The following is a 24,684-nucleotide window of genomic DNA, read 5'->3' as shown; positions in this document are numbered from 1 at the left end:
GTTAGAGCAGGGCGTCGATGGCGGCCAGGCCGGCCAGGGCGCCCATCGGCAGGCCGACATCGCGCGTGCTTGCCACCTGCGGCTCGCGTGGATTGATGCGGATTATGCGGCCGCCGAACTGCCGGATCACGTGTTGGCCGAAATGGCGCACCGACGGTATCGCCACGCCGGCGCCCAGTTCCACGACCAGCGGACGGCGGGCCTTTTCCAGCAACGCATGCAAGCGCGCCTGCTGCATCGCCGAACGGCGTTCATTCCATCCCCAGTCGCCGAACATCAGGATGTTCGGCCGCGCCAGCGCGCCGCAGCGCGGGCAGGTCGGCGCCGCGTTCAGTAGCTGGCAGGCGTCGCTGTCGACTTCCGGTTGGAAGCGGTCGGCGCTCCAGATTCCGTCGTCGCAGGGCTCCAGGCATTGCAGATGATGGATGGAGCCGTGGCATTCGTAAATCCGCTGCGAATCGAAACCGGCGCGCTGGAACTGGCCGTCGACATTGCTGGTGAAGACGCCGTAGCCCTGGTCCATATGTTCGCCCCAGTCCTTGAGGATGGCGAAGCCGGCGTGCGGCACGGTGTCGCGGTACAGGTTGAGGCGATGGCCGTAGAAGCCCCAGGCCAGCGACGGATCGGCGCGGAAGGTGTCCGGCGAGGCGACGCTGGTAAATTCCATGCGCGCGCGGGCGAGCGCGGGGTAGGCCTGCCAGAAGCCCTGGTTGCCGCGAAAATCCGGCAAGCCGGAATCGACGCCCATGCCGGCGCCGGCGGCGATGATCAGCAGATCGGCGTCGGACACCAGGGCGGCGGCTTGGTCGAGCAGCGGGGATGGAATGGGTTCTGACATGCTCGATATCTTAGCCGCGCCCGGGTTCGAATTCCATCTCACTGTGGCGCAAAGCAAACATGACAAATACTTAAAGCGGCTGCTATAATTGCGAATTCGTCGGGGCGTAGCGCAGCCTGGTAGCGTACGTGCATGGGGTGCACGGGGTCGGAGGTTCGAATCCTCTCGCCCCGACCAATAGAATCAAAGACTTAGGCCAATCTTCGGATTGGCCTTTTTCTTATCTGCGAAAATTACCCCTACAATTACCCCTACAAATCTGTGGCCTCTAGCGGTGCTGCATGGAACCTGATAGAACAATCAGCCAACTTTTCGGCTCGCGGCGATGCGGTCCAACTGCCACTGCGCGACCGCGCCGGAATCCCATGCAACGGCGTGCGGTCCGATGTCTATCGGTGCCGGGAAGCTGCCGGCCTTCACGGCGCGCAGGATCGTGCTGCGAGATAGCCCGGTGGCGGCGATGACCGCCGGCATGCGGATAAAGACCTTCATTTCGTTCATATTCACGTTCAGTTCCTTTCGTTGGTGGTGGTAGATTTCTTGTTCATCGTATAAATCCGTTCCAGTCGCTGGGCGTCGTGGACAAGTTCAGCAACGCGAAAAATTTGTGGGGTCCGCCGATGCGTTCGACCACCTCGGCGGCCAGTTGCTCGATCAGGCCAGTGAAGCGCCGGCGCGCCGCCAGCTGCAGGATGATGTCGGCGTCGACGAAGCCGCCGGCGCCCGCCGCGCGCAGCAGGTCGGCGAGGATGCCGTTGGCGCGGTCGACCATGTGCACGTCCAGGGCGTGAGCGAAGTGCGGCGCCGCCGCCAGCGCCACCACCACCGTGGTCGCGTCCGCCACCGGCGCGCTCACAGCTCGCTCCCGTCTAACTGCGCGAGGTCGCGCGCAATCCCGTCGGCCACGCACGCGCAGCGCCGCACCAGCGCCTCGCGCTCCTCGGCGCGCACCAACAGCAGCGTGCCCAGCATGGTGCTGACCAGCCCGGACAGCGCCTCCAGCCGGCGCACCTGGTCGACCGAAGCTGCCGACAACGCACTCATGCCGCCTCCCCCTGGCTCTGGCGCCCGCCCTTGGAGCGACGTTCGCGCTTTGGCTGGGTGAACCCGGGGATCGAGGCTTTGAATGTCTGAAATTTCTCATCCGAGCACGCCGCCGCGTAGACGGCATAACGCCTATTCGAATCAGCTATTCCTTTGGCGCTGTTATGGTAGACGTACTCATCCAACTCTCTTTTTTTGCGTTTCAGCTCGACATCGAAGAAACTTTCGCCAATTACTTGCTGGCGCAGACACCACCAGTCGACGTCAACGAAAAGCTTGCGAGGGCCTTTCGCACCTTCGGGTCGCTCCCTCGTCATGCAGTACTCGAACTTGCCATCGTCCCACCGCAGGTCATCGTAACCTTGTGGCCATTTGAGATTCGCCGGGACGATGCCTTCACCCTCCAGCATGGCGCGCGTACCCTGAAACTCGGTCATGCCGTATTTGCCCAAGCAGATGGTCATTTCTGCCGGCGTAACGACGGGCGCGCTCATGCTGCTGCTCCCGTGACGCCAGCGGTGCTGACACCGTCGCGCAGCAGGTCCAGATCGTTGGCAACTTCCTCAGCCTGGCCAGAGCCGTGCTTGCACAGGGTTTTGATGTCCCGGTTGTCGGTCATGACCGCAATGCCGCGCAAGAGCGCGCCCAACGCTTCGATCCTGATGTGGGCAATCTCCAGCGCGTCCTCGATCTCGCTGGCGGTGACTGGCTTGGCGCCGGTGGCGGCCGGTTTAGGCAGATGGGCGCTCATTGCTCACCGCCTTCAACTTCTTCGAAGGCGAGGCTCATGGCACTGGCCGATTCCTCGATCACAATCACGGCGCGATGGGTACTCTTGAACAGCGCGTCGAGCCGCGCCATCATCTCCTCGACGATCACAGTGCCGCCGAGGATTTCGATGGCCATTTCGGCCATCGTCTGCGCAGTCAGCGCCTGATCTTGAATGCTTTCCACGTGAAGCCGCAAAGTGTTGAGGTGCAACAATGGCAGAGTGATATTTTTCGCTTGTGCGTCCAACAGGACGGTGTTAACATTGGTTCGTTGGTTCATTATTGTCTTTTCAAAAGGGTGTAGTGATCCACGCGGCCTCCGATGCTGAGAACATCGTTGACCACCTGCTTCCCCTGGTTACGCCAGGTCGGTTGCTAGACATGGAGGACGGCTTGCCGGCCGTCCTCCGTAGTCGAATTCATTAAGTCAAAATATCTTCCACTTCCCAGTCAATAAGTCGATATCCAGACGCAGCGATCCGCGCCCGGTTTCTTTTTCTGATTGCCTGTCAGCTTTGGTTCGGCTCGTCAGTCCGTGCTCCGTCGGTAGCCTTGATACCGGCCTCGATCAGGAACAGAATTTCGGCGTTCATGGTTCGCAGGTTGGCTTGGGAGCGCGCCTTGAGTGCGTCGCGCTGACCTTCCGATTGGAACCGCAGCACAAATTGCTGGCGCGTGGCCGGGGGGCGTTCGAACTTTTCCGTCATTTTTGTTCCTAGTCTTAGTACGATCTATGGTACTCGCATAGTGCGATCATCGCAACTGCATAGTATTGAAAGAATACAACAGGTCAGTATCATGAGTCGATGACCCAAAAGACCGCTCCCCCAAGTAAAACAGCCGAGCAGTTCGTGGTTCGGCTACCGGACGGCATGCGCGATCGGATCGCCGAGTCGGCAAAACGCTACAACCGAAGCATGAATGCTGAGATCGTGAGCATCCTCCAGGATTACTACGACCTCCGGGACTATCACGACCAACTGGTGGACGAATCGGTCGAGGCACAGCAGCCGCAATCCCCGCCGGTCGTCTACGATCTTGCTCCGAGCCCAGAAGCCCTTAAAATGTTGGCCGACCTTATTGGCGAGAACATCGATAAGCGGTATGCGTTGAAAATGAAGCCAGTCAAGCTGAGCGGCCGCACAACCCAGGTTGCCGAGCCGGGCGACCAGCGGCCGATCGTTAAGCTCACCGGCCCCGTCAAACGCACGCGGCTGAAGCCCAAGGACTAGCCGCCGATCAGCGGCAGCTGGCCGCCCGGCCCGGCCGCCGACTGCGGCGTCAGCTTGAACCGACCTTCGATGAACGGGTGCGTCGCCTGAGTCGCTGTCACGCGCTGGCACTCGCCGGCGAAGCGGGCGAACACGGCGCTCACGTCCTTGATCCAGAAGCATGCGTAGCTGCCGCCCAGTGCATCCGCGTGTGCGTTCTTCACCATCACCGGCTTCAAGGCGTACGGCGACTGCCGGACAACCTCGTCGACGATGCGTGCCGGCAGGCCGTACAGCTTGCCGATTCGGATCCTGATGTGCACGATGGACTCGGCCGCCGACGGCCGCGTTAGCAGCACCTGGCCGGCCGCGATCTCGTCGACGCGCTGCTCGACGGTGGTCAGCGCCGCGCCCTGCGTGTCCAGCCGCTGCTTCATGGCGGCTTGCTCGAACATTAGGTCCACCAGCGCGCGCTGCTCCGGCGGCAAGCAGGCCAGCGGATCGGCGGCCGGCGCGTGCTTTGCAAAGTACGACTTCACCAGCTGCCGCTGCACGTCCCAGGCCAGATCATCGGTGAAGGATTTCACCAGCATGCTGTAGCCGGTCTCGGTCAGCAGCAACATCGACGCCGGCGTGCCGCCCTGCGGTCGCGTGAAACCAAGGCGACGAATTTCGTCGGGCTGGTCGATCTCCATGAAGTCCTCGCCTTCAACCAAGCGCGCTCGATTCTCCCGGAAATTACGGCCGGCGGTACCATCGGGCCGGCGGTGCGCCTTGTCCATCATCGCCAGCGTCAGTACCCGGACGCCGGCGTATTCGATCGGCACCAGCTGTACGCCAGCGATTTCTACCGGGGCGGCCGGCGCCGACTGCTGGGCCGCCAGCAGCAGCTCGTATGGTGGCCGGGCGCTCATTCCGCACCATCCTCATCTTGGTCCGGAGCGTGGTCGGTGCCGAGCATGCCCAGCGCAGCGCCAGCGGCGTTGAATCCGTAGATGAACGATTCGAATGCCTCGTAGCTCGCGGCATGCATGATGAAGTGTGGACCAATGATCTTCACGCCGGAATGGTCTGCGACCAGGCTCCAGTTCCGGTAGAGGACGTGATCCATAATCCGCTGGAACTCGACGTCTGTGAACCGCGTGACGTTATGCGCTGACTCGTCCACCTTGCCGCTATCGTAGCCCTCGAGCCATTGCTCGATTTCGCTCGACGTGCAATCTTCGGTGAGGAAATCATCATCTTTGTACACAGCGAAGCCGGCCGCATTCCCGACAATCTCCATGCCGTGCTGCGCGGCCAGCAACAGCGCGTGCGCGCTCAGCTGGGTGAAGTCAGCGCCGGCGGCCGTGGTGGTGCTGCTGTTCATGCTTTTTCTCCTGGTGGGTTGAACTGCTGAGTTTTGAGGTCGGCGATCATGTCGTCGACCATGGATTGCGTCAACTCGGCGCCGACGACCTCGCCGAGGCGGGTGGCGATCCAGAGCGCGCTGTCGCTGAGCTCTTCGCCCTTGGCAACGAGTGCGGCGAGGTCACCGGCAAGCGTGAAGCCGCGCCGCGCGGAGCAAGCGACTACGCGACCGACGTGATCCCTCACAATGGGATTGTTCTCTGCCTCGCCTTTGTGGACCGCGACGAAGAACGCGTAAAAATTCACGATGCACTGCGGGCAATCCGATTGGCCAGGTGCTTGATGCTGGACGCTCATGCCGCACCGCCGGCGAGGAAGTCGCGGATGCGCTCGGTCAGATCAAATGCATCGGCGGGAAGTGCCTCCATGCAGCCCAGCTCCTTCATGTCAGCTATCGCTTCGTCGTCTTTGGTCAGCGTCTGCGTGAGCAGCGCGCGGGCGGCGCCCAGGTCAGCTTGCGCCTTGTCGCACTCAGCTTTCAATTCGGTGAAACGGGAGCGCATCGTGGCGCCGAGCATCAGCATGTTTTCGAGGCTGTCGATACTCATGCCATCGCAGGCGTTCCAGCATGCGCCAGCGCGTCGAGCATTTGCTTCGCGAAGACCGCGCGCGCCCCCGAAGAAGATATAGCCGGCTGGCACGAAAATTACGGTTTCATTTGCGGTGATTTTGTAATCGGGCGAGGGTAGCCGACCCGGCGTGTGCGCGCTCATACAGCACCTGCAGCGACAGCCCGGCGCCAGATAGCGTGCCCCTCAACTTGGCCAGCGTCGAACGCATCGTCGTGCGGCGTGCCGGCGGCATAGGGGCGGGTGATCGGCGTCCCGCCAATACGGAAGGCGAGGACGGGTGGGCGCCGGCCTTGTACTCGGCGCTGCGCGGACTGCGCGGACCGGCGAACGCCGCGGCGATCAGCTGGTCAACCGTCGCGCTGCTTTGCACCTTCGCTGCTTCGGCGTACTGCCGCTCGACTTCCAGACCGCAGTCGATGACCTGCGTGGCGACCTGGTCCGCACGGCGCCGCTTCTGGGCGTCGCCGGCGGCAAGGAAGTCGATCGGGTTCGCCACCAGCATGCCACGCTCGATCAGCGCCACGGCCTCGGCGCTCGCGGTGCGGTAGTTGAGCTTGGCGCGGGCGGCCAGCGCGGCGTGCATGCTCATCTGGAAGGGGAAGGAATCGCGGCCGGGCTCGGCCGGGGTGGTGCTGGTGGAAGTAGAGGTCATTGTGGTCTCACGAGTTCGGTTAGTGAGACAACTTTAGCATGATGGAATCTTAAATACAACATTCGATTTATATAAGGCGTAAATTTGGGCGGAAAAAATGCGCCGCTTGGCGCATCCCAGAGTGGGGTTAGCCGAGATCGGTCGCCTGATTCCCATGCAACTTAATAAGTGCCAGCACCTGGCGAGGGCTGTTCGCTACAAATATCGACAGATCGAGTGGCGCAGCTTCCGCGCTGAGTCGGCGAACAGCTTGTTCGTTCGTGAGGATTTCGAGATCATCCCACTCCGGATCACCTTCTTCGTAGTCGACTCGAACATTTGCCGGCATCATAATGATCAGGAGGTATTGGCGATCATCCCGCAGGCTGGCGCGCAGCGTCGTTAGATTCCATAGGGCCAGCCGTACTTCATCGCCGAGCATTTTCTTTAGCGCCGCAGGTGATTCCGCATACTTAAATTCTGCGACGACTTCGTTGTCGGAGTAGTCAATCCGCCAGTTGAGCGTACCTCTTCTCACATTTTCAGACCATTTAGCCCCTGGGCGCTCCGCATTCAGTAATGGCTCGAGTGTGGCAAGCATATCTTTGCGCAGCGTCTGAGGAGCGTACGGGTTCACGTCAAATTGAGGGAAGCCAATATCGTTGCTGATATCTCTTCCGCGAGCGCCTTCAGCTCGCCTCAGTTCGTTTTGGGTGTTCTCGTATAGGTTCCGGGCGAGATCCGGGGCGCGCGCACCTTTGCTCTGCCCGTAGGGTTCTATGATTTCTTGATGGGGAATTCTCAGAACCGAACTCAGTTTCGCAAAGGCGGCTGGGCGCGGATATGCGCGCCCCGACTCCCATTTCGCGATCGTCTGCTGGGATACATCGAGCAATTTGGATAGGTCATCCTGGGTGAGGCCTGCCTTTTCCCGGTATTGCTGCACTAGGGTTCCGAAGACGTTATCCATCTTATAACCATAAAGGAGTAATGAATCCGAAGTGTAGCCTATTTGCCAAAAGATGTAAAACTATGGCGTTATAAAGATGAAAGGCGTAAAATATCATTTCAATGAACAACTTTGGATCAAGGCTCTTAATGTCCCCGAAATCGAAGTCTCACACTGGTATCGCTGCGGCCGTTGCTGCTGCTGGCACTCAGGACAAACTTGCGAAGGATCTGGGCGTCACGCAGCCGGCGGTCCAGAAATGGTGCAAGCAGGGCTGGGTGCCGCTCATGCGCGCCGGCCAGATCGAGGCCCTGTACAACATCTCGCGCACGCGGTTGGCAAATCCCAAAATCGTCGCGCTGCTCGGCACCACAAGCAAGGCCGCCACATGACCGCCACCAGCACCACAGGCGCGCCGGCCGACCGTCTAACCAATTCTGGTGACACGCCCACCACCACCGAGGAAACCACAATGACCACCACCGCCCTGGCCGCCGACGTCCGCGCCGCCATCGCCACCACCCGCGACGTCTACGGCTCCGTCCCGGGCACCGACAGAGTGCTGAACTTCCTGGAGGCCGCGCTGAGTGCCGGCGCCGAGGTGCGCGAGGCCGCCGAATGGCGCGAGCGCGCGCTGAAGGCCGAGGCTGCGCTGGCCGCCGGTGGCGGAAACATTGGCGCGCACACCGCCGGCGGCACGCGCTTCGGCCCGGTGGTCGGCAACTCCAGCTGGAGCATCGACGGCCAGCCCAGCACCGTCCACTTCGACCAGGCCGCCGCCAAAATGGCCGCCGAGTCCGCGCAGATGGCTGCCGACGCTGAGCGCATGGCTGCGTGCACGGCCACCGGCCCCGTGGACGCCGACCTAGTGCTGACGATCGACACCAGCGCCGTCGACGCCGCGCTGGCGAAGGTCGAGCAGCTGAAGGCGGCGCTGGCCTGCTTGGCGTGCCCCCAGCCGTTGACCGATGCTCAGGTTCGGAAGATAGAGGATTGGGCGGCTTCCACGGCCTATGCATGCGCCGTCGGCATGCCGCCTGTCGACGTCACTTCTTTTCTGGCGGATTTAAAAAATTCTGCATAAGTTCGATCACGCGAGCGGCGGACTTTCGATGCAATTCCGTGATCGTGTCTTCCCGGTCGAGAGGGAGTTTGATGTTGAACGATATCGTCTCGCCGCTGCTAAATACCAGTTCTCGGGCAATCGTTGGGCCGGGTCCGGAAATCTCAATGTTGAAGCTGGCTGATTTCAAAACGCTCATGGGAACTTCCTTTCAAATTATCAAGTGGAATTGCCAATTTAACACGCTTGGGAGTTTCCACCTTTTTATTGCCGGCCACGCGCCGGCGCAAGTTTTCAAATGGGGCACCGGCTGCGCGGCCGCGACCATGCGATTCCAGCCCGCTGGTCATGCCCGACCCTTTATACGGCTGGATGGAAGGTTGGAGAAACACGATGTCTCAACAGACCGCAGGCGCCACATCCGCGTGGTATCGCCGCTGGAGCGCCGCAGATGAGTAACGGTATCGACTGGTTCCGCTGGCACCATGGCAGCGTTACGGACCCGAAGTTCCAACTGGTCGCACGCAAGGCCGGCGCCTCGCTGCCTGACGTCCTGGCCGTGTGGGCCTTCCTGCTTGAGGCAGCCAGCGCCGCCACGCCGCGCGGCATCTACGGCCAGATCGACGCGGAGGCTGTCGACTGCCTCTTCAATTTTCCGGACACCGAGACGCGAACCGCCAACATCATAGCGGCGCTGGAAGGTCGCGGGATGCTGGCGGACGGGCGTGTCGTCGAGTGGGAGAAACGCCAGACGAAGCGCGAGCGCTCCGACGACAGCAGCACCGACCGCGTTGCCGCGCACCGCGCGCGCAAAGCTGCTGCGACTGCCGTTACGGAGGATGAAACGCCGTGTAACGCCAGTAACGCATCGGAAACGCCTAGAGAAGAGAAGAGTAGAGAAGAGAAAGAGAAGAAAGAACGAAAGTCAAAAGCAGAGTCAGCACGCGCTTCGCGCTTGCCCCTCGACTGGCATCCCACAGAAGCCGATACCGAGTTCTGCAAAACGGAGCGTCCCGACCTGCGCCCGTCTACAGTGGCTGCTGCCTTCTTCGACTACTGGATCGCACAGCCGGGCGCCAAGGGCCGCAAGGCCGACTGGTCGGCCACCTGGCGCAACTGGGTACGAAACGAGAAGCTGCAGCCGGCACCGCGTGCGTCCCCGGGAGCGCCGTCGGACCTGGCCGCCGCCCAGCGCGCGGCGAACGAAGAAGCGAAGCGACGGCTGGGGATTGCACCGGGCGCCAACAACGAAAGGATCATCGATGCACGCGAATGACTACGACGACTTCGCCCAGCTGCTGGACGATGTGTACGACCTGATCGGCTCGGGTGCGAACAAGATCATCGCCGGCGGCGCGAAGAGCATGTTTTTTGCCGCGCTGGCGCCGTATTCGCTTGCTACCGTGCGCGCGGCGCTGGGCGCCCATTGCGTCGACAAGGTGCGCGGGCGCTTCACGCCGAAGCCAGCCGACATCATCGAGCAGATCGAGGCCTCCGTGCTGAACGACGGCCGGCCTGGCGCGGAGGAGGCCTGGGCCATCGCACTGCGCAGCCAGGACGAGGCGGATACCGTGGTATGGACGGCGGAATGCGCGGAGGCGTACTCCCTGGCCAAACCGGTGATGGCTCTAGGTGACGAGGTCGGCGCGCGAATGGCCTTCAAGGAGGCGTACGTTCGGCTGGTGGCGGCTGCGCGGGCCGCGCGCCGGCAGACCACCTGGACTGCATCGATCGGCTGGGACGGTGGGCGCCGCGACCAGGCGCTGGTGCGCGCGGTGGTGGCGGGTCTACTGCCTGTGCCGACCATTCAGCCACTACTGTCGGGCCCGGCCAGCGACGAGCCGATCAGCAACATGGCGCGAGAGCAGTTGGCGGCCATCAAGAAGATGATCGCCGATGGACTGGTCGCGCGCGAGGCTCGACTGGAGGCGGAGCACGAGCAGCGCGTCGCCGCCGACGCCGCTGAGCGCGCGGAGATCAACCGGAAGGTCGAGGCGTACGCGCGGCGCACCGGCATCCCGATGACGGACATACGGCCAACAGCACCAGGCGCGGCACAGCGCCCAGCACCACCACCAAAACCATAGGGAGCAGCAAACGATGGACCAAGAAATTAAACACCTGCAGCGGCTGCGCCCTTCTAAGCGCGCGATCTGCACTGCGATCGGCTTCGCGGCCACCCTGATCGTCGGCTGGTCTGCCGGCTACGACATGCTCGAGCGCGGTGTTGCGCAGGCGGTAATCCTGATCGAGGCGCTGTTGATCGCGGTCCTTGTCTGGACGTGCCCGATTTGGCCGAAGGAGCAGCGCAATGGACAATAATCGCGAGCTGCTGGGCGTGATCGGCGCCACCGAGAAGAAGCGCGCGTAGTTGACGCTTGGCTGGCGCGGCGCCACCACTAGGCTGCCGAACGTCACGTTCGTCGAGGAGCAGCCGGCGGCGCCGGTGGTGCACACCGTGGCAGCCGCTGCGCCGGCGTTGCGCATGGACCCGTGGACGAAACCGGATCCAGTCGACCTGTGCCTGGAGCTTTGGAAAAACTGGATGGTCGGCGACAGCGACCGCGACTTGGGCGCCAAGACGATGCGCGGCATGTGCGGCGAGGGCGACGCCCACGGGGTAGACCTTTACGAGGCGCAGCAGGCCAACGACATCCGGATCGCGCAGGCCACTAACGCGGCGATCGACAGCATGCCGCGTTTGCACGTGTGGGCGATCTACCGCGCCTGCAGCCTGGCCAGCGTGTGGCGCTTCCCGAATGCGTCGCTGGTCGAGTGGCCGCCGAGGCGCGCGCGGAATTGGCAACGAAGCTTCGGAAGAATATTTGCACGGCGGTGTTGTTTTAGCAGCATCTCTCGCGAAGCCCCTAGAAAACGTCATGTAATTAATCCATACTAGTGCCTTTTGGCAACGGATTATTGCAATGGACGATTTCACCAAAAGCCTAAAAGCTCACCTTTACGACAGGGCATCAAGTCCGCTCTTCTTTTCTTTTGCCTTGTCGTGGTGTGCTTGGAATTATCGCTATATTCTGATACTAATTTCGTCGATGAGTCCGTCCGATAAATTTCTGGCGATCGACTTACTAGGCATGAAATTTCCGGAACAATGGATATACTGGGTTTGTTACGGGATTGTGTTCCCGCTCGTCACAGCGATGTTATATATTTTTGCCTATCCGATTCCGTCGCACTTGATATATAAATACTCGCGGGAACAGCAAAAGAAACTAAAAGAAATTCAGACAAAAATTGATGATGAAACACCCCTAACGCAAGAGGAAGCACGTGAACTTCGCAAGCAAGTTAGAGAATTGGTGAAGGTTCACGAAGGGGAAATTAAGGACCGCGAAACTATAATTGAAAATCTTCGAAAGGCCAATGCTGAATTGGCTGGAGATCTGGCACCTGTGTCGATCTCGCCCGCTAGCAATGAACCGGTCCCCAGTGATACCTTAGATTCCCCCTCTCTCAAGGTGCTGAAAATTATAGCCGAAGAGTCCCAAGGTATTGAGCGACGTTCTTTATTAGAGGCTAGAACCATAGATAGGCTCCAGACCGAGCACGCCGTAGATGTATTGCTGGAACTAAAATATATTAGTGAGAAGCAAGGGGTAGGCGATTTATACTATGTGACGACGCCCGCCGGGCGGGCGTACTTGGTGCGTAACCGTTTGGCCGCGACATCCCCGTAGTTAGCTGCGGTTTGGTGTTGCGTACGGGTTAGAATGTGCTACTATAGGCCCATAGGCGCTCTCCGATCGCCTTGGAAAAAGTTCACCGCGCACCGATTGTCGCGGGAGCAAGCCACCCTTGAGGTGGCTTTTTCTATTTCGGCGCCACTTTCGTGAGGCTGCCATGGCCAGCACAACGCACCCGACCAAGCAGCTCGTCCGCGACTACATGGACGCGCGCACGCGGTCGGACGACCCGCCGCCGACGTCGGACGAGATCCGGCGCCAGCTGGGTTGGGACATGCTGACCACGAACAATCAGCCAGACTGTGCCGGGCGCGACTGAACTGCGCAGCGCGCCCCTTGTTTCGCTGCAGGGATGCACAGCTACGGGCTCAGTCCAGTTGCTTGAGTGTTTCGAGGACTTCCCAAGCAATCTGCCTTACGGTGGCTAGATGCGCCCCTGGAATGCCGCGTTCGCCGCCCGTTTTCGAGCTTACGGTGATACGCGGGTCTACACTTGCGGCCATCGCTTCGTAAAGAGGTGAGGTGGAATTGTCTACGTGCGCTGCATCTCTATCTCGCATCATCGTTATCAAGGTGGCGCGGGTGAACCCGCCGAGGCCGGGCGTTTTGTATATGAGTTGATCCCACCAAACATGAAATCGCATGAGTTGAACATTCGGATTCGCATCTGGCCATACCAAGCACTGGGGTGTGATTTCGGCTCTAGCACCCATGCCTATCAGCGTGAGTGGAGCGAACGGCATTACGCCCTCAGGCAAATCGATCTTGGTGCTTACAAATCCCAATTTTCCTCGGACGTTGAGGCGCCTCAGTAGCGACTCTTGCCTACCCTTATCAAACATAAGAACATGTATTGCAGTCGCCATGCGTTTTGCTTCCCAGGAATTGCCGGCATCATAGCTGCGCGCTGAGGCTTCGAGCATTTGCCGCTGTTCGGCAAGCGCAGTGATAAGTCGCTCGGGCTGTCCTGACATCATCGCATCCTCCTTCGTTGTCTAGCATCAGATCATACACGCTAGTCCTAACACCATAACCTTTGCCGCCGGCCGCATCACTACGCTGCCGGCTTTTCCATTTGAGGTGCGTATGTTCGGCCTGTTCAAATCCGTGGTCGACCTGGCCACCGACGTAGTGAAGGTCGCCGCAGCGCCAGTCGAGGTCGTTGCCGACCTGGCCGGCGCCGCCGTCAAGCCGGTCGCCGAGGCTGCCAAGTCGCTGGTCGCCGACGTCAAGAGCCTGAAGGACTGAATGCCTAAGCGCGCCAAGTCCATCTGTCGTCAGGCTGGATGCGGCGCGTCGATCGAGAAGCCCGGCCACTGCGCCAAGCACGAGAAGGCCAAGCAGGTCGCTGTCGACGAGCAGCGCGGCACGGCCCACGAGCGCGGCTACACCAGCGCTTGGACCAAGGCTCGGGCCGCATACCTGCGAGTCCACCCGCTGTGCGTGCACTGCGCAAAGGAAGGCCGCCGCGCGGTACCCGCTCATGCGGTCGACCACATCATTCCCCACAAGCTGAAGCAGGCCATCGACAGCGGCGATGCTGCGCTGATCGCCAGGGCCCGCGCCCTGTTCTGGGACAGCGCGAACAACTGGCAGCCGCTGTGCAAGACGCACCACGACCGTAAGACGGCGACCGAGGATGGTGGATGGGGGCGAAGCGCGAAGGCGTCGCCTGCGTCGCTCTGATGCGATCTGGAGGGGATTGACCTCGAAGGGGAGGGACGGGTCGAAAGTCCAGAGATTTTTTGGAAAAGACCGTCCTGGTGATGACGTCAATGCGCGGCGGCGTCCGCGTGCTGGGCTGGCTCGAGCGCCCCGCGAAGTGGATCGCGGCCATGGCGGGCGCCGCCGCCGTCTACGCTCTGTGGAAACTCAAATGAAAATCAAACTGATCGGCGACTGGCGCGCGGTGCTGAAGCGCGCGTGGTCCGTGAAATTCAACGTGCTGGCCGCGCTGCTCGGCGCCGCCGAGATGGTGGTGCTGTTCTACCAGCCGGCCAGCATCCGCCCCGGCGTGTTCGCGGGCATCGACGGCGGCGTGTCGCTGGCCGCAGCGCTCGCGCGCCTCGTCGCACAAAACGAACTGTCCGGAGGTAAGAATGGCAACAGCTAAACAACGCGCGGCCGTAGCCGCTGCCCTGGCCACCGCCATCGCGGTGCCGGCGGAGGGTCTGCGCCAGGTCGCATACTACGATCCTCCGGGCATCCTGACGGTCTGCTACGGGCACACCGGTGCCGACGTCGTCGCGAAGCGCAAGTACTCGCTCGACGAGTGCGGCGCGCTGCTGACCATCGACATGCAAAAGGCCGTCGCCCAAGTCGAAGCGTGCCGCCCTGGGCTGCCCGTGCCAGTGCTGGCCGCCTTCGCCGATGCCGCGTTCAACCTCGGGCCCGGCATCGCGTGCAGCACCGCCACCTCGACGGCGGCGCGCATGCTCTACGTCGGCGATGTGGTCGGCGCATGCAATCAGCTGCCGCGCTGGGACAGGGCGCGCCTGATGGGCGTCCTCGTGCCGCTGCCAGGCCTGACCAAGCGCCGTGCCGCCGAGCGCGAGCTGTGCCTGACGGGTGTCCCGTGAGCGCCTTCAGCTTGGCCGGCGGCGCCGTCGTCGGTGGCATCTGGAAGGTCGCCGCGATCGCTCTGGCCGGCCTGCTTGTCGTCGGTGGCGCCGCCGGCGGCACGGCGCTGTGGCTGGCCAGCTCCGCGCGCGACGATGCTGTCTCCAAACTGGAGACGTCGCGGCTGCTCGTCGCTGACCTTCGTGCTGGCGTCAACGCCCAAAACACGGCCATCATGAAGCTCGGCGAGGAAAAGCTTGCCGCCGAGGCGCGCGGCGCGGCCGCCCGGCAAATCGCCGCAGCGAAGGGCCGCCGCTACGATGCAGCGCTTGCGGCCGCCGCCGGCGCGCGCGCCACCACCTGCGACGAGGCGATGCCGGTCGTCAACCAGTTGCTGAAGGATCTCAAATGAAATATATCATCCTGGCGATCGCGCTGCTGGCCGGCTGCGGCACGGCGCCGCCGGCGACGCAGACGATCAACATCCCGACCTACGTCAGCTGTGTCGATCCGGCCGACATGCCGGCGCGCCCGATTTATGAATTCGGGCGCGCGCATGGAAGACACGCCGGGCGGGCGTGTGCTCGCACTCGCGCGGGACTGGCCCGTCGGCCGCAAGTACGAGGAGCAGCTGGAGGCTGTTATCGCTGGTTGCCGTTGACTGGCGAATCCTCGCGATTCCGGATCACTATTTTAGTAGCGATGTATCCTTGATCAATCCGCGTTTAAGTCCGTCCATGGTTACATATGGCTGCATGAGAGGATTGATAAATCGGAAGCGGAATCGACGCGTTTCGCCAATACGCTGCAATATCGGACCGCGCTGATCGTCGCAAAATGCGTTTAAATGCTGCGAGAAAGCTGGGATGTCGTAAAAGCGACCCATTATCTCAGTCATCGGATCCCTAACGTCCGCCGCAGAGAAATATCCCAAAGCGTCTGGCTTCGCAAGCGCACACGCCAACAAAACCTGCGCATAGAGATTTTCGCGTTGACTACTTGTCGCTTTGTGGTAAGCCGAAATAATACTTTGTTGAGCTTTGCTTAACGCGTTTTCTATTGCCGAACTAACGTCTTCGCCTGTCACATGCGTCTGCCCTTTGCGTGCAGCGGTCTGAAGGGCATGAAGCGCCAATAGGTGTGTGTAATGCGGGAGCCCCTGTGAAAGGGACGAAATTTTATTTTTCGCCGCTTTTTCAATGGTCATTCCAGCATTCGCAACTCCCTTGTCGATAATCTCATCCAATTCCGCTACTGTCATGCGAGGCATTCTGATTTGCACTAGAGCGCGTTCGACTGACTGATGTTCTTGAATAAGCGAATTTACTGAGTCCGCAACCCCTACCAAAATTAATGTGGTTGGAACAGAATGATCTGACAGAGTTTTAATTGTGTCCGCAAGTAGGGTTGTCACCTCCGGATCTTCAATCCTATCCAACTCATCAATAACAATAATAGTTTTTCCCAGCCGTTGCAGGATGTGCCTGATATCGTCCGGTGTGACTGTCGCCGGCAGATAATCAGCAAGTGAGCCTGTATGCATAGTCGGAGTTGCATTGAATCCGATGCCGTTTGTTATGCCAGCATTAATCGGGATTTCCCGGAATACCTTGCGCCATAAACCGCCAAAATCCATCGTCTGATCGCAGTTGATCGTTCCTGAAGAGATGGTGTTTGCTGTTCCTTTGAATGCGTGCGAAATAACCGTCGAGAGCGAGGTTTTCCCGACACCCCTTTCTCCAAAAAGGATAACATGCTGCCCCCTCTGTGCGACTGCGTTTGCAACGTCGGTGAACTGCTGAATCCTGCCAGCGAAGAGGACCTTTTGGTCAATTGGAGCGCTGGGGCTAAACGACTCCGAGATGCGCTGCATTAATGCGAATTGCTCTTCTGAATTCATTTTCTCACCAAGTAACAGGGGTTTGCTAAGCTTTCGAAGTACGAAGCACATAATATACAGGCATCCGCCGTCAAAGTCCAAGCCGCAACTGATTGCAGCGCGTTCCAATCTGCCTATATTAAGTTAGGATCGCCGAGATTGCGAACAACCTCTCGCCGAGCGCCGCCCACGCCGCGCGCTTCTCCTCTGCATAGTCGTGGTGCATGTAATGTCGCCGCACCTTGCTGCCCGCCAGCACGTGATTCTGGCAGCGGTCGATGATGTCCAGCGCCACGCCGAGCTGCTGCATCATGGTGGCGCCGGTGCGACGCAGGTCGTGCGGCGTCCAAGCCCCGCTCGCGCCGCCGGCCAGGATTAGGGTGTTGTCGTTGCGCCTGTTCTTCAGCACGCGCGGCGAGCCATCCCTACTCTTCTTGAACGTCACCTGGCGGTCGCCCAGTTGCTTGCTGATCGACTTGACGTCGAGGTGGCCGGTTCCTGCGTGGTTGGGGAAGCACCACTCGGTATGCCCGGTCAGCGCGTGCAGCTGCTTGAACTGCTCGAGAGCGAACGGCGACAGGTAGACCATCAGGTCCGCGACGTTGTCCTTGACGTTCGCCTTTGGCAGGAACCACTCACTGGTCGCCAGGTCGACGTGCTCCCACCTGGCCATCGACATCTCGCCGACCCGGCACAGCGTCGACAGCATGATCCATATTCCGCATTGGGTGGTCCGCTCGAGCGGTTGGGCCGCAAGGCGCTTGTTTGGCGCCGCGTCGTACTCGGCTTGCATTCGATCCAGGGCTACGCGCAGCTCGCGTATCTCGTCCGGCGCCAGTACCCGGTCGCGATAGTTGTCCAGGTCGTACTCGGGCGCGACAATTTTCTCGATCTCGATCAGCTCCATTGGATCGCCGTCGGCCAGCAGTTTGCGCCACGGCTGCCGCTTGCGCGCCCAAGCAAACATCTGCGTCAGGCTGTTGCGCTGAATGACGGCCGAGCGGTTGACGCCACGGTCGACCATCGCGCGCAGCACGCCGCGCAGGTGGTGCTCGGCCACGTCTTTCACTGGAATGGCGCCGATTGCTGGTAGGACGTCCGCCTCGAACATCCGCTTCAACATCGCGTTTCCGTCCTTGCGGCGCACGCCGTCGGTGATCCACTCGGTGAAGAGATCGTTGACTGTCAAGTCCTTGACGCGGGCCGCTTCGATCGATGCTAGCTTTTGAGCTACCTCCGTTTGCATTTCGTGCCGAACGATCTTCTTATCGATCGCGGGATTGACCCCAGCAGACACCTTGTCGCGCGCAGCATCTCGCACCGTGCGTATCGACGCCAGGCTGTCGCCGGGCCATGTGCCGCACGATAAATCCTTGAGCTTGCCCTCGAACCGGAACCGGTAATAGAACGAGATGGCAACGCCACCGCTGGCCGTTGCTCGCACGCGGCCAAAGAGATTGCCGTCCTCCCGCACCACGACCCCGACCTGCGTCGGCGTGATCGCCTCTAAACCCCGCTGTGTTAGTTTTGCCATTTTTTATACAGGGTCGGAGGTTTCTTGAAATTACCCCTACAATTACCCCTACAGATTAGTGACCTCGCAGTGTACTGCCTGAAATCTGTTGCTACAAACATTTTTGTAACTATATGATTTTAAAGGGGTGGGAATAGGCTCTGACATCTGGTGGAACATGTCGGGGGTAGGAGTAAATCGCATGGGGTGCACGGGGTCGGAGGTTCGAATCCTCTCGCCCCGACCAATAGAATCAAAGACTTACAAGAGGAACTGTATATAAGCCCAGCGCTGTATATTAGACGGTTGTCTAATATCGGAACTGGGCTTTGTCTTTTTGCCTACCGCCATGGCAAGTCCATGTCGATGTTGGATACGTCGGGGAACACTTCCTCGATGTAGATTTCCGTCGTCTCGCCCGACATGTGCGCCAGCCGATCCTGGATGTGCTTCCGGTTCTCTCCGCGCCGCGCCGCGTCCGTGGCGCCGGGTGCGCGAATATCCTTGAACACGACGTCGTCCTTCATTCCGATGCGCTGCTTGGCGCGAATCCACATCGAGTTGAGTCCCGACCTGGCGTACGGCTGGCCCTCCCCTGGTTGCGGCGAGGTCCATGTGCTGCCAGTCGGGCAGGTCGCCGACGGTCACCAGCGCCCGATCTGGCGGGACAACGGCGACCCGATGCGGCCGACGTTCACGCCGTCGGTGCTGGCCCGCAATGGGCACCGCATGGACAGGGACAAAAAGGAGTGCTGGTGCAACTTCGAGCAGCGGACGGGAAGAAAGTCGCCGTTCAAGTGTGGTATCTGCCATTCGTTCGTGACCGCCGGCCGGATCCAGTTCCTCAGCGATAGCACGCACGAGCTGGCCTGGCAGACGTTCGACCTTCCAGACTGGAGCTGAAGATGGGCATTTTCAATATGGCCGGCGGCGCCGTCGCCGGTGGCATCTGGAAGGTCGCCGCGATCGCTCTGGGCGGCCTGCTGGTGGTCGGAGGCGGCGCTGGCGGCACGGCGCTGTCGCTGGCCAGCTCCGCGCGCGACACGGCAGTCGTCGAGTTGAAGGCGGAGCAGCGCATTGTCGCCGCGTTGCGCGCCGGGGTCGACCTGCAGAACACGCGCATCGTCGAGCTCGGCAAGGAGAAGTTGGCCGCCGAGGCGCGCGGCGCCGCCGCCCGGCAAATCGCCGCGGCGAAGGGCCGCCGCTACGATGCAGCGCTTGCGGCCGCCGGCGCGCGCGCCGCCACCTGCGACGAGGCAATGCCGGCCGTCAACCAGTTGCTGAAGGACGTGAAATGAAATACATCATCCTCACGGTCGCGCTGCTAGCCGGCTGCGGCACGGCCCCATCGGCGACGCAGATCATCGACGTGCCCGTGTACCGGCCATGCCTCATCGAAGTGCCGGGCCGGCCGGCATTCGAGTTCGACAAGCTGCCGCTGGACGCCGCCGCCGGCGATCTCGCGCAACCGCGCCGACACGCAGGCTTGATCCTCTCCAATACCGCCGCCGCGCAGGCGTCCAACAATGGCACATCCCATTTGATTGGAGGTGCTATGCCCCACGTTTATACTGACGTCCACAACCTGGAGGGAAAGCCGACTGTTGGCAACGGGGATTGCGTTGCTTTGGTTCAGACATTCACCGATGTCGGCTGGACGGGCAGTTGGCGACCTTGGGTGCGGGTCATCGACGCCGGCTACATCAGGGTAGGCACCGTGATCGCAACGTTCGATAAGCACGGGCGCTACCCCAACAAGCCGACTGGAAACCATGCCGGTTTTTTTCTTGGAATGGGACCGCTCGATACCAAGACAGGTCGGCCGGATTACTTCATCATCATGAAGCAGTGGAAGGGGCTTCGGGTGATTAAGCAGCGCGCGATATACGGTAGAGGGCGACTTGCCCATATTCCGGGAGGCATGAGTGATTCGAACGTCTACGACAATTTTTGGGTTGTGCAGTAGTGCATTGTTGCTGGCATTGGCAGGGCCTGTCGGCGCAGCACCCCTTGCCCTACAGTGCCCGGCGAAATACCCCGATCTCGACCAGATGCGGACCCTGGCCGAGCGGGGATGGACGGCGCCATTTCCCGGCACGCCGCATGCGCCCCTGGTGCAGGTGGGTGTTTCTGTCGGGCCGGCTGAACGCAACGGCGAGCTGATCGGCGCGCCGCTGCGCGGTGGTGCCGGCTATCGATTCGAATATGACGTCGTCCGGGAGGACCTTGAAAAGTGGGCGTTCTGCGAATACAGCATGCCGCTTGGGTATGTGCGGATAATGTATCGAATTTCCACCGGGGGGCGGGCCTGCGAGATGCGCCTGAAGGAGCGGCGCGGGCGTCTGATCGCCGCCAGCATCTGGTGTGACTAGCGCCGACTATTCCGCCAGCGCCACGGCTTGACCCATCTCCGGACCGTCGGCGCCAGTGTCAGAGCGCGGCTATTTCAAACGATTCTTCGCAGGCGGACGCAAAGCGACGAGCGGCGCGAGGGAAGGACCTTTGTCCTCCCATCGCTCGATCCATTCGTCGATCGCCCGCAGGTTGATCCACAACCGCCCATCGACGATTTTGCACTGGTGCCCGTCGAGCCATTTCCCGACCTTGCGCCGCGACTGTACAGAATCAACGGTGTCGCCGGAGAGCTCCACGTAGCGGTCGAGCTTCACCCAAGTCATCGGGTATTTCTCCTCCGGTGACGTGGGGGAGCATCGCTCGGCCCGCTCGCGGTCATATTCAACTTCTCGGCAGGAACCACTCACTGGCCGCCAGGTCGACGTGCTCCCACCTGGCCATCGACATCTCGCCGACCCGGCACAGCGTCGACAGCATGATCCATATCCCACATTGGGTGGTCCGCTCGAGCGGTTGGGCCGCAAGGCGCTTGTTTGGCGCCGCGTCGTACTCGGCTTGCATTCGATCCAGGGCTACGCGCAGTTCGCGGATCTCGTCCGGCGCCAGCACCCGGTCGCGATAGTTGTCTACAGGTTAGTGACCTCGCAGTGTACTGCCTGGAATCTGCTGCTACAAATTTTTTTGTAACTACATGATTTCAAAGGGGTGCGAATAGGCGTTGACATCGGTTGGAATATGTTGGGGGTAGGAGTAAATCATATGGGGTGCACGGGGGCGGAGGTTCGAATCCTCTCGCCCCGACCAATAGAATCAAAGAGATAGGCCAATCTTCGGATTGGCCTTTTTTTTCATTTGGCTGGTGGCTGATTGCTGGTGAACCACCAGCCGGACCGCCACCAACGCGATTGCATTATCCGCGTCGGCGCCGTGACGCAAAGCCGATAAAGGAGAGGCCGGCGAGGAGCAGGGCGTAAGTTTCGGCTTCAGGCACCGCTGTGACGGGAGCTCCGACCACCCCGTTGGCAACGGAAAACGACTGGATCATTGTCGTAGTGGTGGCGGAAGGGTTGCCCCACAAAAACTGGATTTCTCCTGTTCCAGCTGGATTCAACACGGGGGAATACCACGATACGGAGAAGGGGGTGCCGGAGAAGACTGATTCCGGCGTCATCTGAAAAAGTATCATCCAGGTGAAGTCATAGCCGAGCCCAAATCCGCCTGTCGAGCCTTGGCTTGGTTCCGGACCGGCACCTCCGGTGATCGCACCGTTGTAGAAATTCGTCTCGCTTGACGTTGCCGCGAACAAATTCCCCGTATAAAGAATACTGAGGTAGTTTGTCGCGTAATCGCCTGCTGGCTCGGCGTAGCCAAGCAAGTCGCCGGATATGGTGAATGAAATGCGTTTCGCCTCATAGGCAACATCGGAAACCACGGCGGTCGCTTGCGCATTTCCCAATTGCGATGCGATCAGGGCAAATATAGCTATAAGCTTCTTCATTTCAGCTCCTTTGTGCGGTTATGGGACAGTACTCCCTCGCTGATTCTATTGCCATTTCCGCATCGTGAATATAAATATTTAAATGATAATTTTTCCGTTGCGTTGACGATGCGAATATGCTTCTGGCCGGCGCTTCTGCCCATGCCGGCGTTCACGAGGGGCGGAGCACACGACGCCGCGCGATTTGCGCAGGCGGTGACGGGCGGGCGCTCCGGCGGTGTGCGCCAGGTAACGGTAGGAATCCGCTCACCATGCGATCCTTCAGACATTATTGTTATGGAGGAAATTATGAGCGATGACCTGACCAAAGCTGGCGCGCAAGACCGCGCCCGCATCAATGTCAACGAGGCACATGAAGTGACCTACTGGACCAACGAACTCGGCGTCACCAAGGACCGCCTGCAACAATTGGTCAAGGAAGTCGGGACCAGTGCCAAAGCTGTCCGCGAGAGGTTGGCTGCGGGATAAACTTCGCGGCTTAATCGTCCGACTTGGCCACTTTGGACCGTTCATCGCCGCGCCGGCACTCGCGCAGGCCGCTGTTGGTGGCGGCGACGTAGCAGTAGCCCTCCCCACTTGGCTGACCACTGGCGTCGATGGCGCCGACGAATACCTCGCCGTTGGCGGCAGGCCACACGTAGCGGCCGTACAGCCACTTGCCGCGCACGGTCACAGGCTTGGCCGCCGGCGTGAAGCCGCCTTCGCCATGCGGCTCGCCATTGACGAAGCCGCCCTCGTAGCGGCCGGTCGCGTCGATCAGGACGCCGTGCCCGGATGGCTTGCCCAGCGCGACGCCGCCCGCGTAGCTGGTGGCGGGTGCGCCTTTCGGGTAGCGCAGCGCGCCTTCCCCGCCGGCGATGCCGGCGTCGAACTGGCCTTCGTACTCGCCGCCGCGCGCGCTGACCAACTTGCCGGTCAGCGGCAAGCCGTCGCGGAAGGTCCCTTCGATGTAGCTGCCGTTGATGCGCACCAGCTTGCCCGCGCCGTCCGGCTTGAGGCCGTTCACCTGGCCGACGTAGCGCGTGCCGCTCTTATACGCCAGCCCGTCCGCCGTGGGCGAGGGTGCCGACTCGCGCGCGTCGTTGAGCAGTTCCAGATTGTCGAGCAAGAGCGCGTCCTCGCTGTAACGGGACGGCTTGGTGAAGGTGACCGCGTGGCGCAGCGCCGCCAGCGCCTGGCCGGTATCCCTGGCGCGCAGCGCCAATGTGGCCAGGCCACGGAACATGTCGGGGCTGCGCTGGAAAATCGAGGCGGTGTCGAAGCCGGTGATGCCGTCGTCGAGCGCTTCGCCGTCCGGAAGGTTCAGGTACACCTGGCCCAGGCCACGGTAAGTGGCCGGGTAGCCCGGGTCGGCTTTGGCGGCGAGGCGGAATTGATCGCGCGCCTTGATCATCTGCGCCTGCCAGCCCGGCAGGCCGGCGGCGCGCAGCGCTTCGCCATGGTTGAGCATGGTGTCACCCAGCATGTCCAGCAGCTGCGCGTTGCCCGGGAAGCGCTCGCTCAACGCGCGCACCGTCGCGCCGCCGTAGCCCGTGGGCGAAAAGCGCAGGCGGTCGATGTGCGCCTGCGCGCTGTCCGGATTGTCTTGCAGGTTGCGCGCCACCACCGCCTCGATGGCGTCGCGCGGCATCGACACGCGGGTCAGCACGGCGGCAAGGGCGGCCGTCACGCGTGGCTGGTCCAGGGTCTGCACCTGGATGTCCACCGTTGGGAACTTGAACGGTCCGTCGGTGGCCTTGAATACCCGCACACTCAAGCGTTTGACCAAATACCTGGCGATATCCTTGTCCAGCTCCGCGTAGCTGCGCTTGAAAGCGAGGCGGGCGGCGTGCTCCTGGCCGATGCCGAGGTTGTACAGGCGCAGATAGTGGTTCAGCTGCGCGCGCAGTTCCGGCGACGAATTGAAGTAGTGGACGACAAAGCCGGCCCGCGCGTAAAACGCGTTGATCTCCATTTTGTTGGTTCGGGTGGTCTTGATGTAGTCAAGCTTGGTCGTGTTGAATAATGTCTCGGTGTCGATGTCGATGCCGCCACTGGGACCGAACAGGCCGCTGATACGGCCGGACTGCTCATCGACGTCACCCACGGTGACCGAGGTGTTGTCGTACCGGAAAGTGGAAAAATACTCCGCCAGGCCTTCGTCGCACCACATCGGGTAGGCCACCGTCCGCTCGGTCATGCGGATCAGGAAGTGATGGTATTCGTGCAGCAAGACGTTGCGGGCGAAGGTGGGGGTGTTGCTGTCGCCGACGTAACCCTTGACGTTGCCGATCGCCGCGAAGCCGCGCAGCGTATAGGAAAACAGGCCGCCGTAGTTTTCCGGCAGGCCGAGCTTGTCGAAGAGAGTGGTGTTGCCGATGGCCAGCACCGTCAGCGGCCCGACGGTATCGAGCGCTTCGATGCCCAGCGCGCGCGAGCTGAAGTGGCGCATGTGCTCCAGGTCGTTGACCATCAGGCGGGCGGTTTCGGCATCCTGGTCGGTCACCACCCGGAAGTGCTTGCTTTCAGCTTGTACCCATCGCGCGCGGAACAGCGCGTCGATGTCGGCGCCGAAGGCGGGGAGGCTGCAGAGTGCCGCAGCCAAGGCGAGCGCGCGCGAAAAATTCAACATAGAAAGACTGCCCGGAATAAAAAGTTTCCGATGCTATCAGTCTGTTGCGTTAAATGAAAGTGGCAATCTTCTTTTAGCCG

44 protein-coding genes, 1 tRNA gene and 1 pseudogene are annotated in these 24,684 nt (G+C 61.1%); 22 read left to right on the top strand and 24 right to left on the bottom strand.

The genetic code is table 11. From position 1 onward, the window contains the following. Position 1: 1 nt before the first annotated feature. Entirely contained in the window at positions 2-838 is an 837-nt protein-coding gene (locus BMX85_RS05830; RefSeq protein ID WP_090314683.1) for an SIR2 family NAD-dependent protein deacylase, read from the bottom strand. A 100-nt stretch (positions 839-938) separates the two neighbouring features. Here BMX85_RS05830 and BMX85_RS05825 point away from each other — a divergent pair. Continuing rightward, positions 939-1,015 (top strand) — tRNA-Pro (locus BMX85_RS05825). A 123-nt stretch (positions 1,016-1,138) separates the two neighbouring features. Here BMX85_RS05825 and BMX85_RS05820 read toward each other — a convergent pair. The 7 genes from BMX85_RS05820 to BMX85_RS05795 all read right to left on the bottom strand — a co-directional run bounded on the left by BMX85_RS05820 (position 1,139) and on the right by BMX85_RS05795 (position 3,359). Further along, a complete protein-coding gene (locus tag BMX85_RS05820; RefSeq protein ID WP_090314682.1) occupies positions 1,139-1,339 on the bottom strand; it encodes a helix-turn-helix transcriptional regulator in 201 nt (66 codons plus the stop codon). A 43-nt stretch (positions 1,340-1,382) separates the two neighbouring features. After that, positions 1,383-1,694, bottom strand: coding sequence for a hypothetical protein (locus BMX85_RS05815; RefSeq protein ID WP_090314681.1), 312 nt, complete (start codon positions 1,692-1,694; stop codon positions 1,383-1,385). After that, a complete protein-coding gene (locus BMX85_RS29975; RefSeq protein ID WP_143067911.1) occupies positions 1,691-1,882 on the bottom strand; it encodes a hypothetical protein in 192 nt (63 codons plus the stop codon). Before BMX85_RS29975 ends, BMX85_RS05815 begins: the two co-directional genes overlap by 4 nt. Next, complete coding sequence (locus BMX85_RS05810; RefSeq protein ID WP_143067910.1) at positions 1,879-2,376, bottom strand: hypothetical protein; 498 nt, start codon at positions 2,374-2,376, stop codon at positions 1,879-1,881. The genes BMX85_RS29975 and BMX85_RS05810 overlap by 4 nt, the downstream gene beginning before the upstream one ends. Next, complete coding sequence (locus tag BMX85_RS05805) at positions 2,373-2,633, bottom strand: hypothetical protein (protein WP_090314679.1); 261 nt, start codon at positions 2,631-2,633, stop codon at positions 2,373-2,375. The genes BMX85_RS05810 and BMX85_RS05805 overlap by 4 nt, the downstream gene beginning before the upstream one ends. Further along, complete coding sequence (locus BMX85_RS05800; RefSeq protein ID WP_090314678.1) at positions 2,630-2,932, bottom strand: hypothetical protein; 303 nt, start codon at positions 2,930-2,932, stop codon at positions 2,630-2,632. Before BMX85_RS05800 ends, BMX85_RS05805 begins: the two co-directional genes overlap by 4 nt. Before the next feature lie 229 nt (positions 2,933-3,161). Next, positions 3,162-3,359 (bottom strand): Arc family DNA-binding protein, encoded by a 198-nt coding sequence (locus BMX85_RS05795; protein ID WP_090314677.1) that lies wholly within the window; start codon positions 3,357-3,359, stop codon positions 3,162-3,164. 99 nt (positions 3,360-3,458) lie between these two features. Between BMX85_RS05795 and BMX85_RS31550 the strand changes: the two are divergent. Beyond that, a pseudogene (locus BMX85_RS31550) lies at positions 3,459-3,599 on the top strand (Arc family DNA-binding protein); the annotation flags it as partial. 281 nt (positions 3,600-3,880) lie between these two features. Here the strand turns inward: BMX85_RS31550 and BMX85_RS05785 are convergent. The 6 genes from BMX85_RS05785 to BMX85_RS05760 all read right to left on the bottom strand — a co-directional run bounded on the left by BMX85_RS05785 (position 3,881) and on the right by BMX85_RS05760 (position 7,446). After that, positions 3,881-4,777 carry an ORF6N domain-containing protein gene (locus BMX85_RS05785; RefSeq protein ID WP_090314675.1) on the bottom strand — a complete coding sequence of 299 codons (897 nt, stop codon included), beginning with the start codon at positions 4,775-4,777 and terminating at the stop codon, positions 3,881-3,883. Further along, a complete protein-coding gene (locus BMX85_RS05780) occupies positions 4,774-5,232 on the bottom strand; it encodes a hypothetical protein (protein ID WP_090314674.1) in 459 nt (152 codons plus the stop codon). The genes BMX85_RS05785 and BMX85_RS05780 overlap by 4 nt, the downstream gene beginning before the upstream one ends. Continuing rightward, complete coding sequence (locus BMX85_RS05775; RefSeq protein ID WP_090314673.1) at positions 5,229-5,570, bottom strand: hypothetical protein; 342 nt, start codon at positions 5,568-5,570, stop codon at positions 5,229-5,231. Before BMX85_RS05775 ends, BMX85_RS05780 begins: the two co-directional genes overlap by 4 nt. Continuing rightward, positions 5,567-5,821 carry a hypothetical protein gene (locus tag BMX85_RS05770; protein ID WP_090314672.1) on the bottom strand — a complete coding sequence of 85 codons (255 nt, stop codon included), beginning with the start codon at positions 5,819-5,821 and terminating at the stop codon, positions 5,567-5,569. Before BMX85_RS05770 ends, BMX85_RS05775 begins: the two co-directional genes overlap by 4 nt. A 106-nt stretch (positions 5,822-5,927) precedes the next feature. Then, positions 5,928-6,497 (bottom strand): hypothetical protein, encoded by a 570-nt coding sequence (locus BMX85_RS05765; RefSeq protein ID WP_143067909.1) that lies wholly within the window; start codon positions 6,495-6,497, stop codon positions 5,928-5,930. 127 nt (positions 6,498-6,624) lie between these two features. Continuing rightward, positions 6,625-7,446 (bottom strand): helix-turn-helix transcriptional regulator, encoded by an 822-nt coding sequence (locus BMX85_RS05760; RefSeq protein WP_090314670.1) that lies wholly within the window; start codon positions 7,444-7,446, stop codon positions 6,625-6,627. Positions 7,447-7,574: 128 nt separating this feature from the next. Here BMX85_RS05760 and BMX85_RS05755 point away from each other — a divergent pair, with 128 nt between their 5' ends. Together BMX85_RS05755 and BMX85_RS30405 are read left to right on the top strand one after the other, a co-directional pair. Further along, entirely contained in the window at positions 7,575-7,817 is a 243-nt protein-coding gene (locus tag BMX85_RS05755) for a Cro/CI family transcriptional regulator (protein ID WP_143067908.1), read from the top strand. Further along, on the top strand, positions 7,814-8,509 hold the full coding sequence (locus BMX85_RS30405; protein ID WP_177196653.1) for a hypothetical protein: 696 nt from the start codon (positions 7,814-7,816) through the stop codon (positions 8,507-8,509). Before BMX85_RS05755 ends, BMX85_RS30405 begins: the two co-directional genes overlap by 4 nt. Here BMX85_RS30405 and BMX85_RS29965 read toward each other — a convergent pair. Together BMX85_RS29965 and BMX85_RS29960 are read right to left on the bottom strand one after the other, a co-directional pair. Further along, positions 8,472-8,687: a hypothetical protein gene (locus BMX85_RS29965; protein WP_143067906.1), complete on the bottom strand. Its 216-nt coding sequence runs from the start codon at positions 8,685-8,687 to the stop codon at positions 8,472-8,474. The genes BMX85_RS30405 and BMX85_RS29965 overlap by 38 nt on opposite strands. Further along, complete coding sequence (locus tag BMX85_RS29960; RefSeq protein WP_143067905.1) at positions 8,653-8,838, bottom strand: hypothetical protein; 186 nt, start codon at positions 8,836-8,838, stop codon at positions 8,653-8,655. Before BMX85_RS29960 ends, BMX85_RS29965 begins: the two co-directional genes overlap by 35 nt. A 101-nt stretch (positions 8,839-8,939) precedes the next feature. Between BMX85_RS29960 and BMX85_RS05735 the strand changes: the two genes are divergently transcribed. The 6 genes from BMX85_RS05735 to BMX85_RS30400 all read left to right on the top strand — a co-directional run bounded on the left by BMX85_RS05735 (position 8,940) and on the right by BMX85_RS30400 (position 12,508). After that, the gene (locus tag BMX85_RS05735; RefSeq protein WP_090314666.1) at positions 8,940-9,764 is read left to right on the top strand and encodes a hypothetical protein; all 825 of its coding nucleotides are present in this window, start codon (positions 8,940-8,942) and stop codon (positions 9,762-9,764) included. Further along, positions 9,751-10,575: a hypothetical protein gene (locus BMX85_RS05730; RefSeq protein ID WP_090314665.1), complete on the top strand. Its 825-nt coding sequence runs from the start codon at positions 9,751-9,753 to the stop codon at positions 10,573-10,575. Before BMX85_RS05735 ends, BMX85_RS05730 begins: the two co-directional genes overlap by 14 nt. A gap of 13 nt (positions 10,576-10,588) precedes the next feature. After that, complete coding sequence (locus BMX85_RS05725) at positions 10,589-10,810, top strand: hypothetical protein (protein WP_090314664.1); 222 nt, start codon at positions 10,589-10,591, stop codon at positions 10,808-10,810. Positions 10,811-10,859: 49 nt separating this feature from the next. Continuing rightward, positions 10,860-11,387, top strand: a complete 528-nt coding sequence (locus BMX85_RS05720; RefSeq protein ID WP_090314663.1) for a hypothetical protein — start codon at positions 10,860-10,862, stop codon at positions 11,385-11,387. 25 nt (positions 11,388-11,412) lie between these two features. Then, positions 11,413-12,183 carry a hypothetical protein gene (locus tag BMX85_RS05715; RefSeq protein ID WP_143067904.1) on the top strand — a complete coding sequence of 257 codons (771 nt, stop codon included), beginning with the start codon at positions 11,413-11,415 and terminating at the stop codon, positions 12,181-12,183. A 163-nt stretch (positions 12,184-12,346) separates the two neighbouring features. Then, a complete protein-coding gene (locus BMX85_RS30400; RefSeq protein ID WP_177196652.1) occupies positions 12,347-12,508 on the top strand; it encodes a hypothetical protein in 162 nt (53 codons plus the stop codon). 49 nt (positions 12,509-12,557) lie between these two features. Here BMX85_RS30400 and BMX85_RS05710 read toward each other — a convergent pair whose 3' ends face one another. Then, complete coding sequence (locus tag BMX85_RS05710) at positions 12,558-13,166, bottom strand: hypothetical protein (RefSeq protein WP_090314661.1); 609 nt, start codon at positions 13,164-13,166, stop codon at positions 12,558-12,560. Between the two features lie 109 nt (positions 13,167-13,275). On the opposite strand from BMX85_RS05710, the gene BMX85_RS30395 reads away from it, so the two are divergent. Genes BMX85_RS30395 through BMX85_RS05685 form a run of 7 tightly spaced genes read left to right on the top strand, consistent with a single transcriptional unit; the run spans position 13,276 to position 15,462 of the window. After that, the gene (locus BMX85_RS30395) at positions 13,276-13,437 is read left to right on the top strand and encodes a hypothetical protein (RefSeq protein WP_177196651.1); all 162 of its coding nucleotides are present in this window, start codon (positions 13,276-13,278) and stop codon (positions 13,435-13,437) included. Further along, on the top strand, positions 13,438-13,875 hold the full coding sequence (locus BMX85_RS05705) for an HNH endonuclease (protein WP_090314660.1): 438 nt from the start codon (positions 13,438-13,440) through the stop codon (positions 13,873-13,875). A gap of 59 nt (positions 13,876-13,934) precedes the next feature. Then, the gene (locus BMX85_RS31295; protein WP_255372370.1) at positions 13,935-14,069 is read left to right on the top strand and encodes a hypothetical protein; all 135 of its coding nucleotides are present in this window, start codon (positions 13,935-13,937) and stop codon (positions 14,067-14,069) included. Further along, positions 14,066-14,302: a DUF7940 domain-containing protein gene (locus tag BMX85_RS05700; protein WP_090314659.1), complete on the top strand. Its 237-nt coding sequence runs from the start codon at positions 14,066-14,068 to the stop codon at positions 14,300-14,302. The genes BMX85_RS31295 and BMX85_RS05700 overlap by 4 nt, the downstream gene beginning before the upstream one ends. Then, a complete protein-coding gene (locus tag BMX85_RS05695) occupies positions 14,289-14,768 on the top strand; it encodes a lysozyme (RefSeq protein ID WP_090314658.1) in 480 nt (159 codons plus the stop codon). The genes BMX85_RS05700 and BMX85_RS05695 overlap by 14 nt, the downstream gene beginning before the upstream one ends. Beyond that, positions 14,765-15,160, top strand: a complete 396-nt coding sequence (locus tag BMX85_RS05690) for a hypothetical protein (RefSeq protein ID WP_090314657.1) — start codon at positions 14,765-14,767, stop codon at positions 15,158-15,160. Before BMX85_RS05695 ends, BMX85_RS05690 begins: the two co-directional genes overlap by 4 nt. Further along, positions 15,157-15,462 carry a hypothetical protein gene (locus BMX85_RS05685; RefSeq protein ID WP_229210289.1) on the top strand — a complete coding sequence of 102 codons (306 nt, stop codon included), beginning with the start codon at positions 15,157-15,159 and terminating at the stop codon, positions 15,460-15,462. The genes BMX85_RS05690 and BMX85_RS05685 overlap by 4 nt, the downstream gene beginning before the upstream one ends. Here the strand turns inward: BMX85_RS05685 and BMX85_RS05680 are convergent. From BMX85_RS05680 to BMX85_RS05670, 3 genes are all read right to left on the bottom strand, one after another. After that, positions 15,437-16,648 carry an nSTAND1 domain-containing NTPase gene (locus BMX85_RS05680; RefSeq protein WP_177196650.1) on the bottom strand — a complete coding sequence of 404 codons (1,212 nt, stop codon included), beginning with the start codon at positions 16,646-16,648 and terminating at the stop codon, positions 15,437-15,439. The genes BMX85_RS05685 and BMX85_RS05680 overlap by 26 nt on opposite strands. 118 nt (positions 16,649-16,766) lie before the next feature. After that, positions 16,767-18,161: a tyrosine-type recombinase/integrase gene (locus BMX85_RS05675; protein ID WP_090314655.1), complete on the bottom strand. Its 1,395-nt coding sequence runs from the start codon at positions 18,159-18,161 to the stop codon at positions 16,767-16,769. A gap of 320 nt (positions 18,162-18,481) precedes the next feature. Continuing rightward, a complete protein-coding gene (locus tag BMX85_RS05670) occupies positions 18,482-18,697 on the bottom strand; it encodes a tyrosine-type recombinase/integrase (protein ID WP_090314654.1) in 216 nt (71 codons plus the stop codon). Between BMX85_RS05670 and BMX85_RS05665 the strand changes: the two genes are divergently transcribed. Genes BMX85_RS05665 through BMX85_RS05650 form a run of 4 tightly spaced genes read left to right on the top strand, consistent with a single transcriptional unit; the run spans position 18,645 to position 20,512 of the window. Beyond that, positions 18,645-19,043 (top strand): ubiquitination-like system serine protease family protein, encoded by a 399-nt coding sequence (locus tag BMX85_RS05665; RefSeq protein WP_229210288.1) that lies wholly within the window; start codon positions 18,645-18,647, stop codon positions 19,041-19,043. The genes BMX85_RS05670 and BMX85_RS05665 overlap by 53 nt on opposite strands. 2 nt (positions 19,044-19,045) lie before the next feature. Beyond that, the gene (locus tag BMX85_RS05660; protein WP_090314652.1) at positions 19,046-19,438 is read left to right on the top strand and encodes a hypothetical protein; all 393 of its coding nucleotides are present in this window, start codon (positions 19,046-19,048) and stop codon (positions 19,436-19,438) included. Beyond that, entirely contained in the window at positions 19,435-20,106 is a 672-nt protein-coding gene (locus tag BMX85_RS05655; RefSeq protein ID WP_090314651.1) for a BPSL0067 family protein, read from the top strand. Before BMX85_RS05660 ends, BMX85_RS05655 begins: the two co-directional genes overlap by 4 nt. A 4-nt stretch (positions 20,107-20,110) precedes the next feature. Beyond that, positions 20,111-20,512 (top strand): STY0301 family protein, encoded by a 402-nt coding sequence (locus BMX85_RS05650; protein WP_090314650.1) that lies wholly within the window; start codon positions 20,111-20,113, stop codon positions 20,510-20,512. A gap of 69 nt (positions 20,513-20,581) precedes the next feature. On the opposite strand, the gene BMX85_RS05645 is transcribed toward BMX85_RS05650, so the two are convergent. The 3 genes from BMX85_RS05645 to BMX85_RS05635 form a co-directional block, all read right to left on the bottom strand. Further along, the gene (locus tag BMX85_RS05645; RefSeq protein ID WP_218147302.1) at positions 20,582-20,818 is read right to left on the bottom strand and encodes a hypothetical protein; all 237 of its coding nucleotides are present in this window, start codon (positions 20,816-20,818) and stop codon (positions 20,582-20,584) included. Between the two features lie 58 nt (positions 20,819-20,876). Next, complete coding sequence (locus BMX85_RS05640; protein ID WP_143067902.1) at positions 20,877-21,056, bottom strand: hypothetical protein; 180 nt, start codon at positions 21,054-21,056, stop codon at positions 20,877-20,879. A gap of 349 nt (positions 21,057-21,405) precedes the next feature. Beyond that, the gene (locus BMX85_RS05635; RefSeq protein ID WP_090314648.1) at positions 21,406-21,993 is read right to left on the bottom strand and encodes a PEP-CTERM sorting domain-containing protein; all 588 of its coding nucleotides are present in this window, start codon (positions 21,991-21,993) and stop codon (positions 21,406-21,408) included. Positions 21,994-22,281: 288 nt separating this feature from the next. On the opposite strand from BMX85_RS05635, the gene BMX85_RS05630 reads away from it, so the two are divergent. After that, positions 22,282-22,461, top strand: coding sequence for a DUF3606 domain-containing protein (locus tag BMX85_RS05630; protein WP_090315257.1), 180 nt, complete (start codon positions 22,282-22,284; stop codon positions 22,459-22,461). A gap of 10 nt (positions 22,462-22,471) precedes the next feature. On the opposite strand, the gene BMX85_RS05625 is transcribed toward BMX85_RS05630, so the two are convergent. Beyond that, positions 22,472-24,604, bottom strand: coding sequence for a hypothetical protein (locus BMX85_RS05625; RefSeq protein ID WP_090314647.1), 2,133 nt, complete (start codon positions 24,602-24,604; stop codon positions 22,472-22,474). Positions 24,605-24,684 lie beyond the last annotated feature (80 nt).

It is taken from the genome of Duganella sp. CF517 (genome assembly GCF_900110275.1).
GTDB lineage: Bacteria > Pseudomonadota > Gammaproteobacteria > Burkholderiales > Burkholderiaceae_D > Rugamonas.
The sequence above is the reverse complement of the archived record's forward strand: the minus strand, read 5'-3'. Positions and strand labels throughout refer to the sequence as shown.